This window comes from Pseudomonas sp. MIL19, from assembly GCF_028680365.1.
GTDB lineage: Bacteria > Pseudomonadota > Gammaproteobacteria > Pseudomonadales > Pseudomonadaceae > Aquipseudomonas > Aquipseudomonas spirodelae.
The window spans coordinates 52,378-66,586 of the sequence record NZ_JAPPVG010000012.1 but is presented as its reverse complement, the minus strand read 5'-3'; the positions used below and the strand labels follow the sequence as shown (position 1 = coordinate 66,586).

Here is a 14,209-nt window from a genome sequence, read left to right as displayed (position 1 = left end):
GACTCTCGTTATCCAAAGGGAGTCTGTTGATGAACCTGTCGCTCTATCTGTTGACCGTACTGATCTGGGGCACCACCTGGATCGCCCTCAAGTTGCAACTCGGAGAAGTGGCGATTGCCGCCTCCATTGCCTATCGCTTTGCTCTGGCCTCGCTGGTGCTGTTTATCATTCTGCTGCTTAGCGGGCGCCTGCAAACGCTCGACAAGCGCGGCCAGCTGATCTGTCTGGTACAAGGGCTGTGTCTGTTCTGCCTGAATTTCATGTGTTTCTACACCGCTAGCCAGTGGATACCCAGCGGTCTGGTGGCAGTAATTTTCTCCACCGCCACGCTGTGGAATGCGATCAACGCGCGGTTGTTCTTCAAACAGAAAATTGCCGCCAATGTGCTGGCCGGTGGCGCGTTGGGTTTGGGCGGTTTGGCGTTGTTGTTCTGGCCGGAGTTGGCCGGGCATGAGGCCAGCCATGAAACCCTGTTGGGCATTGGCTTGGCGGTTATCGGCACGTTGCTGTTCTCCGCCGGCAATATGCTTTCCAGCCTGCAGCAGAAGGCTGGCCTCAAGCCGCTGACCACCAATGCCTGGGGCATGCTCTATGGCGCGTTGATGTTGCTGGCGATCTGCCTGGTTAGCGGCACGCCGTTCGGTTTCGAGTGGAACAGCCGCTACATCGGCAGCCTGCTGTACCTGGCGATTCCTGGCTCGGTGATCGGCTTTACCGCCTACCTGACCCTGGTCGGGCGCATGGGCCCGGAGCGCGCCGCCTACTGCACTGTGCTGTTCCCGGTGGTGGCGCTGAATATCTCGGTGTTTGCCGAGGGCTATCAGTGGACAGCGCCGGCGCTGTTTGGCTTGGTGTTGGTGATGTTGGGTAACGTGCTGGTGTTTCGTAAACCCAAGGCTGCGCCACTGTTGGCGACGCGCGAGGCGTAGGGTGCGTTCGCGAGGCTAAAGCTCCTCCCACAAAACTGGTTAGAACAGCCCCAGTTGCCCACCCACCAAGGTGGCAAAGTCATCATCGACAAACGGCAGGATGGCATCGGCCACCGGCTGTAATTGCCGGGTTAGGTAGTGGTCGTAATCGATGGCGGCGTTGCGTGCTTCCAGCGGTTGCGGGCCGGCGGTGGTGATCACGTAGTTGATCCAGCCGCCGCGTTGGTATTGCAGCGGCCGGCCGTGGGCGGCGTTGTATTCGTCGGCCAGACGCGCGGCGCGTACATGCGGCGGTACGTTGCGCTCGTAGTCCGTTAGCAGGCGGCGCAGGCGCTTGCGGTAGACCAGCAGCTCATCCAGCTCGCCATTCAGGGTGCGTTCGACATAGTCGCGGATATACCCCTGGTAGGGCTGGTTGAGGAAGATGCGCTCATACAGCTCGCGTTGAAACTGCTGGGCCAGCGGCGACCAGTCGCTGCGTACGGTTTCCAGGCCTTTGTAGACCATTTCGTGGCTGCCATCGGCGCGGCTGATCATCCCGGCATAGCGTTTTTTGCTGCCTTCTTCGGCGCCGCGGATGGTCGGCATCAGAAAGCGGCTGTAGTGGGTTTCGTATTGCAGCTCCAGGGCGCTGCTTAAGCCGTATGCGCTGTGCAGATGTTCGCGCCACCAGGCATTCACCTTGGCCACCAGCGCGCGGCCGATTTGCCCCGCCTCGGCTTCGTCATGCGGGCGTTGTAGCCAGACAAAGGTGGAGTCGGTGTCGCCGTAAATCACTGCATGGCCTTCGGCCTCGATCAGCGCGCGGGTGCGGGCCATGATTTCGTGGCCGCGCAGGGTGATGGAGGAGGCCAGGCGCGTGTCGAAGAAGCGGCAACCGCTGGAACCGAGCACGCCGTAAAAGGCGTTCATGATGATCTTCAACGCCTGCGACAGCGGGGCGTTGTGTTCGCGTTTGGCGGCTTCGCGGCCCTGCCATACGCGCGCGACAATCGCGGGCAGGCAATGCTCGCTACGGGAGAAGCGTGCGCCACGAAAGCCCGGCACCGAGTGTGTATCGTCCGGCTGGCGCAGGCCCTCGATCAGCCCCACCGGGTCGATTAGAAAGCTGCGGATAATCGACGGATACAGGCTCTTGTAGTCGAGCACCAACACTGACTCGTATAGCCCCGGCTGCGACTCCATAACGAAACCGCCGGGGCTGGCTTGCGGCGGGTTGTCGCCGAGGTTCGGCGCGACAAAACCGCGACGGTGCATCAGCGGCATATACAGGTGCTCGAAGGCCGCCACCGAGCCACCGTTACGGTCGGCGGGCAGGCCGGTGACCGTGGCGCGTTCCAGCAGGAAGTCGAGGATCGCGGTTTTAGCGAAGATCCGCGTCACCAGCTCACAGTCGCGCAGGTTGTAGCGCGCCAGGGCGGGTTTGTCTTCGCGGAACATACGGTCGATTTCGTCCATGCGCTGGTAGGGCGTGGAGATGTCCTTGCCTTCGCCGAGCAGGGTTTGCGCGACGTTTTCCAGGCTGAACGAGGGGAAGCTCCAGGTCGCCGAGCGCAGTGTTTCGATGCCATCAATAATCAGCCGGCCCGCTGCATCGGCGAAGAAATGGCCGTTGCCACTGCCGTGTTCGCGCCACTGCATCTCACTGCCATCGCGGCCCAGACGCAGGGGGATGGCCAGACGGCGGGCGTGTTCGTGCAGCACGCGCAGGTCGAATTGCACCATGTTCCAGCCGATGATCGCGTCTGGGTCGTGCTGCGCCATCCAGTGGTTGAGGCGGTCGAGCAACTGCTCACGGCTGATGCAGTACTCCAGCTGAAAATCTACCTCTGGCGGCTGTTCCGGCGCGCGGCCGAGCATATACACGTTGCGCTGGCCGCAACCCTCGATGGCGATGGAGTACAGCTCGCCGAAGGCATTGGTTTCGATATCCAGCGAGGCCAGCTTGAGCGTTGGGCGGTAATCCGCGCAGGGCTTGATCTGCGCTTCCAGCAGCAGGGCCGGATTAGCTGCATCAGGCGTGCCGGCGAACAGCACCGGGGCGGTAATAAAGCGCTCCATCAGGTAGCGCTCGGGCGGGCGCACATCGGCTTCGTACACCGTCACGCCCGCGCGGCGCAGGCGTTTGTCGAGGTCAATCAACTGACGATGCTGCTGGCAATACAGGCCCAGCACCGGGCGCTGCTGAAAGTCCTTGAGCGCCAGCGGGCGCAGCTCAGCGCCGCTTTCGTTGGCCAGTAGCGTCTCGGCCTGGGCGCGTTGCTCGGCTGGGATAAAGGCCACCGAGGTTTGCAGCGGCAAGCGGATCTGCCGCGGGCCCTGATCAGTGGCCAGCCAGAACTCCACCTGTGTGCCTGTTGGCGTATCACGCCAATGTCGGGTCAGGATAAACCCGCGCTGTAACTCCACCACTGCACCCTCAAGACTGCACTCAGGCGCACAATTCTACGTGGCATTGCCTCGCTGTAGTGGACCGTGAGTAGCACAGGTCACGGCAGCCTTTACACCGGGGCTTATTCGTCCTGTTCGGTTTGTAAATGCATCTTGTGCAGGACGCGGTGGACTATGGGCGAGAACAGCGTGCCCAAGGCCAGCAGTACGGTGGTTTCGATAAACAGGTTGTAGAGGGCGGTAAATACGTGGCCACCGTGGGAGGTGAGCGGGTGCGGAACCGGTAGGGAGCCCAGCAGAGAAATGGCATTTATAAAGGCTTCTGCCAGGGGGAGTTCGAAGAACAGGTGGAACGTCATAACGCCGGGAATCATGGCAAGCGCCAGCAGCATTAGGGCGATGGCCAAGTAGGTGAGCAGGCGGTAGATAAACTGTTCAAAGGGCAATACATCATCTTTAACGTGCTCAAACATAGCGATTCCTTCTGCTTTATATGCATCGTGCAAGTGACGGCGGTAAGCGGCGAGGGTAGCGTGCCACCTGCTGGAAAGACAGCCGGAAGCCGCTCGCGCTGGCCAGCCAGACCTGTACCGGGTTGTACGGTTTTTGTGCGGCTGTCCGATGGCCACATACAAACCCGGCTTTAGGGGTAAAATGCTTGGCTTGATTGACTGCCTTGATGCCCACGCCATGTCCTTGCCCAAGCACCACCTCGAACTGCTCAGCCCTGCGCGCGATACCACCATTGCCAAGGAGGCCATCCTGCATGGCGCTGATGCCGTGTACATCGGTGGCCCTGGCTTTGGCGCGCGGCACAACGCCAGCAACAGCGTGGCGGAGATTGCCGAGCTGGTGCAGTTCGCGCATCTGTTCCATGCGCGGGTGTTTGTCACCCTCAACACCATCCTGCATGAGGATGAGCTGGAGCCGGCGCGGCAGATGATCTGGCAGCTCTACGAGGCCGGCATCGATGCACTGATCGTGCAGGACATGGGCGTGATGGAAATGGACCTACCACCCATCGAGATCCACGCCAGCACCCAGTGCGACATTCGCACTTTGGAGAAAGCCCGTTTTCTCGACAACGCCGGCTTCTCCCAGTTGGTGCTGGCCCGCGAACTGAATCTGGAAGAGATCAGCAATATCTGCAAAAGCGTCGATTCGGCGGTGGAGTTCTTTATCCACGGCGCGCTGTGTGTGGCGTTCTCCGGGCAGTGCAACATCTCCCACGCGCAGACCGGGCGCAGTGCCAACCGTGGCGACTGCTCGCAAGCCTGCCGCCTGCCGTACACCCTGAAAGATGATCAGGGCCGTGTGGTGGCGTTTGATAAGCACCTGCTGTCGATGAAGGACAACAACCAGACCGACAACCTGATTCATCTGGTCGATGCCGGCGTGCGCTCGTTCAAGATCGAAGGGCGCTACAAAGACATGAGCTACGTGAAGAACATCACTGCTCACTATCGCCAGGAGCTGGATGCGATTCTCGAACAGCGCCCGCACCTGGCTCGCGCCGCCAGCGGCCGTACCGAGCACTTCTTCACCCCGGACACCGACAAAACCTTCCACCGTGGCAGCACCGATTACTTTGTGACTGATCGCAAAGTGGACATTGGCGCGTTCGATTCGCCGACCTTTACCGGGCTGGCGGTGGGTTACGTTGAAAAAGTGAACAAGCGCGACCTGATTGCCGTCACCGATACGCCGCTGTCCAACGGCGATGGTTTGAACGTGCTGATCAAGCGTGAAGTGGTGGGTTTTCGCAGCAACATCTGTGAGCTGAAAGGCGAGTTCGAGGAAGACGGCGAGAAGCGCTACCGCTACCGTGTCGAACCCAACGAAATGCCCGAGGCCATGCAGCGCGTGCGCCCACAGCAGCCGCTCAATCGCAACCTCGACCATAACTGGCAGCAAGCCCTGCAGAAAACCTCGGCCGAGCGCCGCGTTGCGGTCAGCTGGCAGCTGGCGCTGCACGGCGATCAGTTGAACGTGAGCGTGACCAGCGACGAAGGTATCAGTGCCAGCGTCAGCCTGGCTGGCCCGTTCGCTGCGGCCAAGGATGCTGAGCAAGCTCGTGAGCAGTTGGCCGATGGCTTGAGCAAACTGGGCACCACCATCTACTACAGCACCGGCGCGCAGATCGACTGTGAGGCCGTGCCGTTTGTCCCCGGCTCACAACTCAAGAGCCTGCGCCGTGAAGCCATCGAGGCGCTGACCCAGGCGCGTATCGCCGCGCATCCGCGAGGCGGGCGCAAGCCGGTCAGCGTGCCGCCGCCGGTGTACCCGGAGTCGCACCTGACCTTCCTCGCCAACGTCTACAACGACAAGGCGCGCACCTTCTATAAGCGTTACGGCGTGCAGTTGATCGACGCCGCTTACGAGGCCCACGAAGAAAGCGGCGACGTGCCGGTGATGATCACCAAGCACTGCCTGCGCTTCTCCTTCAACCTATGCCCCAAGCAGGCCAAAGGCGTTACCGGTGTGCGCACCAAAGTCTCGGATATGCAGCTGATCCATCAGGACGAAGTGCTGACCCTGAAATTCGACTGCAAACCCTGCGAGATGCACATCATCGGCAAGATGAAGGGCCATATCCTCCATCAGCCACAGCCAGGCAGCGCGGCGAGCAATGCGGGCGCAGTGGGCTATATCACCCCGGAAGATCTGCTCAAAACCATCAAGCGCTAACGCTAAGCGGTAATCCGTAGGATGGGTTGAGCGCAGCGATACCCATCAAACTCTTCGCCAAGCTGGCGGGTTTGTGTAGAAACCGCGAATACCGATGGGTATCGCGTTGCTCAACCCATCCTACGGCCACTCGGTGTTTGGTCGGCCAGCGCTTAAGGGCGCTGGAGCTTGGCCAGCGCCAGCCACGCCAGCAGTGGATAGCAGAAGTAGTGCAGGCCAAAGATCAACAGGCCCATCGGGCCGGGTTCGTCTTTTAGCCACATCAGGCCCAGCAGGCCCAGGTAGAGCAGGGCGAGGATGCCGCCGTACAGGGCGACCAAGCGACGACGTTCGCTGGGCTGCGGGCGGCGTTGGTGTTGCCAGTGGAACCACAGGGCCATGCCGCCGGCGACCACTGCGGCCACCAGTAGGGTATTCACCACGCCGGGGAGTTTGGCGAAGGTGCGCACGAGTAGGTTGAGCACGATGACTGCCGCGACCCCGCCGAGGGCCAGGTGATTGATCGGCGCGTGGTCGGGGCTGGCTTCGTGCATGGTGCCTCCTACAGGCTGCGATTAAGGCCGAAGCGTTTTTTCAGCACGCTTTCCAACAGGCGTTTCGGTACCAGGGCGGCGAGCAGCGGCAGGGCGCGGCTGCCGTTGCCCAGGCGAATCAGGGTGGGCCGGGACTTACTTTGCACGGCGGCCAGCAGGTTGCGGGCGAAGTGGCGGGTGGGTGTGGGGTTGTCTTGCGAGGCGTTGGCGCGGGCGCGGATGCCCTCGCGGATCGGCCACCAGGGCGAGGCTTGGTCGATCAACTGTTCGGCCTGCTGGCTGGCGTTGGCGCCGAAGCTTGAGGCAATCGCGCCGGGCTGCACTTCCATCACCTCAATGGCGAAGGGTGCCAGCTCCAGACGCAGGGCGTCGCTCAAGGCATGTACGGCGGCTTTGGAGGCGCAGTAAGCACCGGCGAACGGGGTTACTAGGACGCCGGAAACGCTGCCGATATTCACCACCAGGCCCTTGTTCTGCCGCAGCAGCGGGAACAGCGCGCGGGTCACGCCGACGATTGAAAATACGTTGGTTTCGAACTGTTTGCGCATGGCTTCCACGCCACCATCGAGCAGCGGCCCCATGGCGCCGTAACCGGCGTTGTTGATCAGCACGTCGAGGCCGCCGATTTCGCTTTTCAGGCGTTCGCCCAATTGGCCCAGTGCCTGGCCATCGTTAACGTCCAGCGCCACAGCGTGAAAGCCGGCTTCGCTCAGGGCTTCGAGGTCTTGGGTTTTGCGCGCGGTGGCCCAGACCTGATAACCAGCTTGTTGAAACACCTCGGCCAGGGCCCGGCCAATGCCGCTGGAGCATCCCGTAATCAGTACGCTGGGTTGGCTCATGCACAGCTCCTTATTGTTTTTATGCAGTCGTATAAGCGGTCTTAATAGACAAAGCTGCCTTGCAGGCGCTCGGCACGAAACGCCAGGGTGCTGGCGCGATAGCCGCTGCGCAGGGGCGGCAGCGGTAAGCAGGTTTGCCACTCGGCGCCTGGCTGCAAATCGCCAGGGCCACTGTAGCGCGGCGTTTCAAAAAGCCGTTCGGCCAGGTTGGTGCTGTCGCCCGGACGGTAGGCGGCGATCTGCCATTGCAGTTCCACCAATACCGCTTCACTGGCGTTTTTCAGGTTGAGGGCCAGGGGGCGATCTGCCGGGCAACTGTCCGGGGCGTAGTTGAGGCGTAATTCGAGGTGCGCCAGGTGGCGGTTCTCGCGGCTTTCTTCCCAGAGCACCCAGCTGGTAACCAGGGCCAGGCCGATCAGCGCAGCGAGAGAAATCGGCAGCGCCTTGCTCGGGTAACGGATCAGCAGGATCAGCCAGCTCAGTACGAGGATTGCGCCGAATAGCATTAATCAGGCCTCAGGGTGGTCACGCAGGAACACCAGACTATCAGGCTTGGAGTGCTCCGCCGAATAACGATAGCCCTGGTAGTTGAAGTCCTTGAGGCCGTCCGGGTGGGTGATGCGCTCTTTGATCACGTAGCGCGCCATCAGGCCGCGGGCTTTCTTGGCGTAGAAGCTGATGATCTTGTACTGGCCGTTTTTCAGGTCCTTGAACTCGGTATCGATAATCCGTGCGTTCAACGCCTTGCGTTTCACTGCGCTGAAGTACTCATTGGAGGCCAGGTTGAGCAGCACCTCATCACCCTGGGCGGCCAGCGCGTCATTGAGCCAGCCACTGATGCGCTCGCCCCAGAAGTCGTAGAGATTTTTGCCGCGCGTGTTGGCCAGTTTGGTGCCCATTTCCAGGCGATAGGGCTGCATCAGGTCGAGTGGGCGCAGCACGCCATACAGACCGGAGAGCATGCGCAGGTGGTTTTGCGCGAAGTCAAAATCGGCTTCGTTGAAATCCTCGGCATTTAGCCCGGTGTAGACATCGCCCTTGAATGCCAATAGCGCCTGTTTGGCGTTGGACGGCGTGAAGGGCTGCTCCCAGCTACCGAAGCGTGCGGCATTCAGGCCGGCGAGTTTGTCCGAGAGGTGCATCAGCTCAGCAATCTGCGCCGGGCTGAGTTCACGCAGCTGCTCGATCAATTCCTGGGCGTGATCGAGGTGTTCAGGCTGGGTCACGCGCGGGGTCGCGGGCGGCGTCTCGTAATCGAGGGTCTTGGCCGGGGAAATCACCATCAACATAAAAGCTGCTCCTTAAAGTCTGCGGCGATTCTAGAAGCTGATGGCGGCGGAGACTACCTATAAGGTCGATTAGCGTTGTGGCTTGACCCCGGGGCCGCCACGGGGTTGTAGTTTGTTCAGGCCTGTTAACGCTTAATCCTTAAAGGAGCCGCCATGACCGCCTGCAATCATTCGCGCTGGGAGCCGTCCCATGACTATCGCCCGCTGGAAATTACCGCAGAACGCCAAGCCTGGCGCGTGGCGGCGCTGACTGGGGTGACCATGCTGGTGGAGATTGTCGCCGGCTATGCCTTCAACTCCATGGCGTTGCTGGCGGACGGCTGGCACATGGCCTCGCATATGCTGGCCATCGGTTTGGCGGCGCTGGCTTATCTGTTGGCCCGGCGTTATGCCCACGACCCACGCTTTGCCTTCGGCACATGGAAGATTGAGGTGTTGGCCGGTTTTGCCAGTGCCTTGCTGCTGGTTGTGGTGGTGACGATGCTGGCATTCGAGTCGCTGTGGCGTTTATGGCAGCCGCAACCCATTAAGTTCGACATGGCGTTGTGGGTGGCGGTGATTGGTTTGTTGGTCAATCTGGCCTCCGCCTGGTTGCTGCGCGACAACCATGAACAGGCCCACGCCCACGGGCATGCTCATAGCGATCACGATCACGATCACGATCACGATCACGATCACGATCACGATCACGCGCCAATGCCTGCGGGCAAGGACCTTAATCGCCACGCTGCTTTTATCCACGTGCTGGCCGATGCCCTGACCTCAGTGGCCGCCATCCTCGCTCTGGCCGGTGGTATGTGGCTGGGCTGGGATTGGCTCGACCCGCTGATGGGGGTAATTGGGGCGGTGATTATTGCGCTGTGGGCCAAGGGGCTGTTGATTGAAACCGCCAAGGCGCTACTCGACCGGGAGATGGATAACCCAATTGTCGAGCGCGTGCGCAGAGCCTTGGCCGAAGAGGCCGATACCGAGTTGGCGGATTTGCACGTGTGGCGCGTTGGCCGGGCGCAGTTCGCGTGCCTGGCCAGCGTGGTGACCCATGGCGATCGCTCAGCGGATCGTTACAAGGCTCGCCTGGCGGGGATTGCAGAACTGGTGCATGTAACCGTTGAGGTCAATCGTTGCGCGGTTGCGCAGGGCGCCGATGAGAAAAATCGGCAGGCGTGAAGGCCGGTTGAATCATCGACTTTAACGGTGCTGGCGCGGGGCGCCAAGCGCTATTTGTCACACTGAAAAATAAACCCCCGAATAGGTAAAAAAACGTTTTTCTGTCATCCAAATAGGAGTAATTAAAAGGCAAGACCGCCGAACCCTGCAGACAGGTGGCGGCCATTGGCCCTCACCTTTTTGCAGCCTGCTCAGCCTCGCCACTGAGCAGCCGGCGGCCCCTTTGCAGCGCAGTTTCACTGCTGCGTTGCTTGGCTACTACAGAAGGTGACCGAGTATGGATGACCACGGACGCGCCAAATCCAACGCCCCAACCCTGTACGCCCTCGACACTAATGTGCTGATCCATGATCCCAATGCGCTGCTGAATTTTCAGGAGCACCATGTCGCCATTCCGATGACCGTACTGGAGGAGTTGGACAAGCTTAAAACCGGCAAGCAGGGCGTCGCTGCCGAGTGCCGCCAGGCCATTCGCCTGATCGACAAAATCCTCGGCAGTGCCAGCCCCGAGGAGGTGGAGCACGGCGTCGCGATTCAGCGCGATAAGAGCGGGCCGCGTGGCTTTCTGTCGATCCTGATGAGCAAACGCGCGGCGCCCATCACCTGGCTGCCCGAAGACCTCAACGACAACAAAATCATCAACCAGCTGGTGGAGCTGAAGGCGCGCCGGCCAGGCCTTGATGTGGTGCTGGTGACCAAAGACATCAACATGCGCCTTAAAGCGCGCGCCTGCGGCATCGATTCAGAGGATTACCACACCGACCAACTGGTCGACGATATATCGCTGTTGCCCAAGGGGTACCACAACGTCAGTGGCTCCTTTTGGGACCGCGTCGAGAAAGTCGAGACGCGTCAGGGCCATGGCCGCACCTGGCACCAAGTGCAGCTCACCGAAGACCTGCCGGCGATGCACCTCAACGAGTTCATCATCGACGAGCAGGGCTTTGTTGGCTGGATCAAAGGCATCAAGCCGGGTGAGTTGCTGATCCTCGATATGCACCAAGAGCCGCTGATGCATCAGGAAGCCTGGGGCCTGCGGCCGCGCGATATCTATCAGTCACTGGCGCTGTATGCGCTGCTTGATCCGGACATTCATCTGGTCAACCTGACGGGCGCCGCCGGCTCCGGTAAAACCATCCTGGCCCTGGCGGCGGCCATCGAACAAACCATGGTCAGCAAGCGCTATCGGCGCATTATTGCCACCCGTAGCGTGCAGGGGCTGGACCAGGAAATCGGTTTTCTGCCCGGCACCGAGGCGGAGAAGATGGAGCCCTGGCTCGGCGCGATCACCGACAACCTTGAAGCCCTGCATATGGAGGACGAGAACACCCACGGCAGCGTCGACTACATCCTGCAAAAGGTGCCGCTGCAATTTAAATCCCTCAACTACATCCGCGGGCGCAGCTTTCAGCAGAGCCTGATCCTCATCGACGAATGCCAGAACCTCACCCCGCACCAGATGAAAACCATCATCACCCGTGCTGGCAGCGGTTCAAAAGTGGTGTGCCTGGGCAACCTGGCGCAGATCGATACGCCTTATCTGTCGGCGCCCAGTTCAGGGCTGACTTACCTGACGGAGCGCTTCAAAGACTTCGAGCATGGCGTGCACATTACCCTGCAAGGGGTGCCGCGCTCGATCCTCGCCGAGTACGCCGAAAGCCATCTGTAGCTCACTTGCCGCGCTCGCCCTGCAGGCCATATGGCTGCAGGGCGAGTTGCCGCGTGATGCTGAATCCTACGGCATTCATAGGTGCCGTAACCTGACCCCTGGGTTTACAATCGCCGGACACTTGTCTGGAGTCTGCCCGTGTTAACCCATCTCGATTCCCAAGGCCGCGCCAATATGGTCGATGTCAGTGATAAAGCCCTGACCGTCCGTGAAGCCGTGGCTGAAGCCTTGGTGCGCATGCGCCCCGAAACGCTGCAGATGATTAGTCAGGGCGAACACCCCAAGGGTGATGTATTCGCCGTGGCGCGGATTGCCGGCATTCAAGCGGCGAAGAAAACCAGCGATCTGATCCCGCTGTGCCACCCGCTGATGCTCACCAGCGTCAAGGTCGAGCTACTGGCTGAGGGTACGGATGCCGTGCGCATTACCGCGCGCTGCAAGCTAACCGGGCAAACCGGCGTGGAGATGGAGGCGCTCACCGCCGCCAGCGTCGCCGCGTTGACCATCTATGACATGTGTAAGGCCGTCGACCGTGGCATGGTCATCGAAGGCGTGCGCCTGCTGGAGAAGGTCGGCGGTAAGAGCGGCGCCTTCAAGGCCGAGAGTGTGGCGGGAGCAGGCGCATGATTCGCGTGCAGTATTTCGCCCGTTACCGCGAGGCACTGGGGCTTGATGGTGAGCAGCTAAATGCCGCGTTCAGCGACCTTGAGCAATTGCGCCAGCACCTCCTGAGCAGAGGGGGCGTCTGGACGGTGCTGGCCGAGCAGAACCTGATGTGCGCGCGTAATCAGGAACTTTGCAGCCTGGACGAGCCGTTGCAGGCCGGCGATGAAGTGGCGTTTTTTCCTACCGTGACGGGCGGTTAAATCTGTTGTTATCGCGGCTAAAGCCCCTCCCACAAGTGATCACGCCTCTGTGGGAGGGGCTTTAGCCGCGACAGAGCCTAGGAGGGTTTGAACGCAGCGCCCCCTGTGTTGACTCAGTTTTTGCCTTTCACCCTTTACGCTTCGAGGCCAGTTTTTCATGAATATTCGCGTCCAGTCGCAACCCTTCGACCCCGGTCATGAACTTAACGCCTTACATGCCGCCAATCTGGGCATTGGCGCGGTGGTCAGCTTTGTAGGCTATGTGCGCGACTTCAACGAAGGGCGCGAAGTCGGCGGTATGTTTCTCGAACACTTCCCCGGCATGACCGAAAAAGCCTTGGGCAAAATTGCCGAAGAAGCCAAGCAGCGCTGGCCGCTGCTGGGTATTGAGATCATCCACCGCGTGGGGCGCTTGGAGCCGGGCGAGCCGATTGTGTTTGTCGGCACCAGCAGCGCGCATCGCCAGGCCGCGTTTGATGCCTGCAACTTTGTCATGGACTACCTGAAAACCCGCGCACCGTTCTGGAAAAAGGAAGACACCGCCGAAGGCCCGCGCTGGGTCGAGGGGCGTTGCTCCGACCAGGCTGCGGCTGAGCGCTGGAAACCGCAGCCCTAAGAACCTGTTCAAAGTCTGCTGCGCGTCGGCACTGTTGCGTTAAAAACAGGCTCGGAATGCTCATTTACAGCTCGTAAACTCCGCTTCCTCGCCTGTTTTTGCCTTGCATTGCTCTAGCTCGCGAGCCTTTGAACAGGCTCTAAGTCATTTTACCGACGTCGCCTGCGCTGATCGTTCAGTCGCAGCGATGACTTTTGCTCGGTTGACGATTTGTACCTATAAGTCCAGTATGGAATTTAAAGTATAAGTCGAGACTGGCAAATGACCCGTCCACGCGAGCGTAACCGCTATCGCTTCCCGCTCAGGTGCAAACCTGCTGCGCCTTTCTTCTGTCTTGCAGCAACCGTCGTTGCCCTGCTGACCTGTGCAGCAATGCCAGGTGGCGTGGGCCTGTCACTTTCCCAGCAGGAATCCATATCATGAAGAAAATCGTCCTGGCGGGCGGCATCGCCCTGAGCCTTATCGCCTCTAGCCTATTCGCGGCAGACAAACCCTTGCGCCTGGGTATCGAGGCGGCGTATCCACCCTTTGCTTACAAGGAAGCCAGCGGGCAGATTGCCGGCTTTGACGTGGATATCGGCAACGCCCTGTGCGCCGAAATGAAGACCGAATGCCAATGGGTTGAGCAGGAGTTTGATGGCCTGATCCCCTCGCTCAAGGTGAAGAAGGTCGACGCCATTCTGTCGTCTATGACCATTACCGATGATCGGCGTAAATCGGTGGATTTCACCGATAAGTACTATTACAGCCCTGCGCGCTTGGTGATGAAGGCGGGCAGCGAAGTCGCCGCCGATTTCAGCGACCTCAAGGGCAAGCGCATTGGTGTGCAGCGCTCAACCACCACCGACCGTTTCGCCAGTGCAGTGTTGGCCGCGCGAGGGGTTGAAGTGGTGCGCTATAGCTCGCAGAACGAAATCTATCTGGACCTGCTGTCCGCGCGCCTGGATGGCACCCTCGCCGATGCCATACCTGTGGAGGAGGGCTTTCTGAAAACCGATAACGGCAAGGGTTTCGCCTTCGTTGGCCCAGCCTTTACCGACCCCCAGTACTTTGGTGAAGGCGCCGGTATTGCTGTGCGCAAGGGCGACAGTGAGCTGCTCGGTAAACTGAACGCGGCCATTCAGGCGATTCGCGCCAGCGGCGAATACCAGAAGATTCAGGATAGGTACTTCACCTTCGACATCTACGGCGACTGAGTGCTCGGCTAAATAGCCCGGATAGC

14 protein-coding genes are annotated in these 14,209 nt (G+C 60.4%); 8 read left to right on the top strand and 6 right to left on the bottom strand.

Annotation, left to right across the window (positions count from 1 at the left end; genetic code table 11):
* The first annotated feature begins 29 nt into the window (after nucleotides 1-29).
* Entirely contained in the window at nucleotides 30-929 is a 900-nt protein-coding gene (locus tag N1078_RS10695) for a DMT family transporter (protein WP_274088157.1), read from the top strand.
* 39 nt (nucleotides 930-968) lie between these two features.
* Here the strand turns inward: N1078_RS10695 and N1078_RS10690 are convergent, their stop codons facing one another.
* A complete protein-coding gene (locus N1078_RS10690; RefSeq protein ID WP_274088156.1) occupies nucleotides 969-3,338 on the bottom strand; it encodes a DNA polymerase II in 2,370 nt (789 codons plus the stop codon).
* A gap of 104 nt (nucleotides 3,339-3,442) precedes the next feature.
* Entirely contained in the window at nucleotides 3,443-3,793 is a 351-nt protein-coding gene (locus N1078_RS10685) for a hypothetical protein (RefSeq protein ID WP_274088155.1), read from the bottom strand.
* A 217-nt stretch (nucleotides 3,794-4,010) separates the two neighbouring features.
* Between N1078_RS10685 and N1078_RS10680 the strand changes: the two genes are divergently transcribed.
* On the top strand, nucleotides 4,011-6,008 hold the full coding sequence (locus N1078_RS10680) for a peptidase U32 family protein (RefSeq protein ID WP_274088192.1): 1,998 nt from the start codon (nucleotides 4,011-4,013) through the stop codon (nucleotides 6,006-6,008).
* 152 nt (nucleotides 6,009-6,160) lie between these two features.
* Here the strand turns inward: N1078_RS10680 and N1078_RS10675 are convergent, their stop codons facing one another.
* From N1078_RS10675 to yaaA, 4 genes are read right to left on the bottom strand one after another with little or no spacing between them, the layout of a single operon-like run.
* On the bottom strand, nucleotides 6,161-6,541 hold the full coding sequence (locus N1078_RS10675; protein WP_274088154.1) for a hypothetical protein: 381 nt from the start codon (nucleotides 6,539-6,541) through the stop codon (nucleotides 6,161-6,163).
* An 8-nt stretch (nucleotides 6,542-6,549) separates the two neighbouring features.
* Entirely contained in the window at nucleotides 6,550-7,380 is an 831-nt protein-coding gene (locus N1078_RS10670; protein ID WP_274088153.1) for an SDR family oxidoreductase, read from the bottom strand.
* 41 nt (nucleotides 7,381-7,421) lie between these two features.
* A complete protein-coding gene (locus N1078_RS10665; RefSeq protein ID WP_274088152.1) occupies nucleotides 7,422-7,886 on the bottom strand; it encodes a multidrug transporter in 465 nt (154 codons plus the stop codon).
* A gap of 3 nt (nucleotides 7,887-7,889) precedes the next feature.
* Nucleotides 7,890-8,669 (bottom strand): peroxide stress protein YaaA, encoded by a 780-nt coding sequence (gene yaaA / locus N1078_RS10660; RefSeq protein ID WP_274088151.1) that lies wholly within the window; start codon nucleotides 8,667-8,669, stop codon nucleotides 7,890-7,892.
* 153 nt (nucleotides 8,670-8,822) lie between these two features.
* Here yaaA and dmeF point away from each other — a divergent pair, with 153 nt between their 5' ends.
* The 6 genes from dmeF (at nucleotide 8,823) to N1078_RS10630 (ending at nucleotide 14,183) form a co-directional block, all read left to right on the top strand.
* Entirely contained in the window at nucleotides 8,823-9,836 is a 1,014-nt protein-coding gene (dmeF, locus tag N1078_RS10655) for a CDF family Co(II)/Ni(II) efflux transporter DmeF (protein ID WP_274088150.1), read from the top strand.
* 277 nt (nucleotides 9,837-10,113) lie between these two features.
* The gene (locus N1078_RS10650; RefSeq protein ID WP_274088149.1) at nucleotides 10,114-11,505 is read left to right on the top strand and encodes a PhoH family protein; all 1,392 of its coding nucleotides are present in this window, start codon (nucleotides 10,114-10,116) and stop codon (nucleotides 11,503-11,505) included.
* Between the two features lie 138 nt (nucleotides 11,506-11,643).
* Nucleotides 11,644-12,132, top strand: a complete 489-nt coding sequence (moaC, locus tag N1078_RS10645) for a cyclic pyranopterin monophosphate synthase MoaC (RefSeq protein WP_274088148.1) — start codon at nucleotides 11,644-11,646, stop codon at nucleotides 12,130-12,132.
* Nucleotides 12,129-12,371: a MoaD/ThiS family protein gene (locus tag N1078_RS10640; protein ID WP_274088147.1), complete on the top strand. Its 243-nt coding sequence runs from the start codon at nucleotides 12,129-12,131 to the stop codon at nucleotides 12,369-12,371. Before moaC ends, N1078_RS10640 begins: the two co-directional genes overlap by 4 nt.
* 157 nt (nucleotides 12,372-12,528) lie before the next feature.
* Complete coding sequence (moaE, locus tag N1078_RS10635) at nucleotides 12,529-12,987, top strand: molybdopterin synthase catalytic subunit MoaE (protein ID WP_274088146.1); 459 nt, start codon at nucleotides 12,529-12,531, stop codon at nucleotides 12,985-12,987.
* 419 nt (nucleotides 12,988-13,406) lie between these two features.
* Nucleotides 13,407-14,183 carry an ABC transporter substrate-binding protein gene (locus N1078_RS10630; RefSeq protein WP_274088145.1) on the top strand — a complete coding sequence of 259 codons (777 nt, stop codon included), beginning with the start codon at nucleotides 13,407-13,409 and terminating at the stop codon, nucleotides 14,181-14,183.
* Nucleotides 14,184-14,209 lie beyond the last annotated feature (26 nt).

What these genes read in the sequence shown, in the direction of transcription:
- N1078_RS10695 (WP_274088157.1), top strand. Translation starts at nt 30, where the DNA reads ATGAACCTGTCGCTCTATCTGTTGACCGTACTGATCTGGGGCACCACC.
- N1078_RS10685 (WP_274088155.1), bottom strand. Translation starts at nt 3,793, where the DNA reads ATGTTTGAGCACGTTAAAGATGATGTATTGCCCTTTGAACAGTTTATC.
- N1078_RS10680 (WP_274088192.1), top strand. Translation starts at nt 4,011, where the DNA reads ATGTCCTTGCCCAAGCACCACCTCGAACTGCTCAGCCCTGCGCGCGAT.
- N1078_RS10675 (WP_274088154.1), bottom strand. Translation starts at nt 6,541, where the DNA reads ATGCACGAAGCCAGCCCCGACCACGCGCCGATCAATCACCTGGCCCTC.
- N1078_RS10670 (WP_274088153.1), bottom strand. Translation starts at nt 7,380, where the DNA reads ATGAGCCAACCCAGCGTACTGATTACGGGATGCTCCAGCGGCATTGGC.
- N1078_RS10665 (WP_274088152.1), bottom strand. Translation starts at nt 7,886, where the DNA reads ATGCTATTCGGCGCAATCCTCGTACTGAGCTGGCTGATCCTGCTGATC.
- yaaA (WP_274088151.1), bottom strand. Translation starts at nt 8,669, where the DNA reads ATGTTGATGGTGATTTCCCCGGCCAAGACCCTCGATTACGAGACGCCG.
- dmeF (WP_274088150.1), top strand. Translation starts at nt 8,823, where the DNA reads ATGACCGCCTGCAATCATTCGCGCTGGGAGCCGTCCCATGACTATCGC.
- N1078_RS10650 (WP_274088149.1), top strand. Translation starts at nt 10,114, where the DNA reads ATGGATGACCACGGACGCGCCAAATCCAACGCCCCAACCCTGTACGCC.
- N1078_RS10640 (WP_274088147.1), top strand. Translation starts at nt 12,129, where the DNA reads ATGATTCGCGTGCAGTATTTCGCCCGTTACCGCGAGGCACTGGGGCTT.
- moaE (WP_274088146.1), top strand. Translation starts at nt 12,529, where the DNA reads ATGAATATTCGCGTCCAGTCGCAACCCTTCGACCCCGGTCATGAACTT.
- N1078_RS10630 (WP_274088145.1), top strand. Translation starts at nt 13,407, where the DNA reads ATGAAGAAAATCGTCCTGGCGGGCGGCATCGCCCTGAGCCTTATCGCC.